Annotated in this window: 1 protein-coding gene; it reads left to right on the top strand. The window is 69.3% G+C overall.

The window, feature by feature from the left end; translation table 11 throughout:
- A partial coding sequence (locus AC1DTN_RS38430; RefSeq protein WP_477925441.1) for a type VI secretion protein IcmF/TssM N-terminal domain-containing protein occupies nucleotides 1–605 on the top strand: 605 nt, incomplete at both ends.

Genomic DNA, 605 nt, shown 5'->3' with positions numbered 1-605 from the left:
GAGTCCTTCCATTGAATGGCCTGCCCCCGCTTCCCCCTCATCTCGGGCCCACGCTGGCGGGCTGCCTGCTCGCGTTCTCCATCCTGTGGTGGTTCGTGCTGGGCCGACGCCGCTTCACCCGCAGGCGCCTGCTGCGTCGACGCATCGCGGAGTTCGGCGAGCTCGCAAGCACCTTCGAACCGGTGACGAACGCAAAGCCCGCGGCGTCCGGCGCGCAATACCGCATTCCGTTGTTCCTCTTCATCGGCGATGCATCGGCCAACGTGCTCGGCCTGCTGAGCGTGGCGCATCGCGATCCGATGCGCTCGATGATCGCGGTCCAGGCGCGGCCGGCCGCCGTCTGCGAGCCCACGCACCGCCATGAGCGCGGGCTGTGGTTCAGGGCGCTCCTGGGCTTCGCCGAGCACCGCCAGCGCTTGCCGATCAACGGCATCGTGGTGTGCGTCGCCGCGGGCAGTCTGCTGGACCGCGCGTCGGCCATCGAAGCCCTTGCGCCGCGCTTGCGGCGGCTGATCGACGAGGCGGCCGAGCACCTGCGGCTTCATCTGCCCGTCTATCTCATCGTGACTGGCCTGGAACGACTGGACGGCTACGATGCCGTGCGC

It is taken from the genome of Rhizobium sp. 01T444, assembly GCF_056398305.1.
The sequence above is the reverse complement of the archived record's forward strand: the minus strand, read 5'-3'. Positions and strand labels throughout refer to the sequence as shown.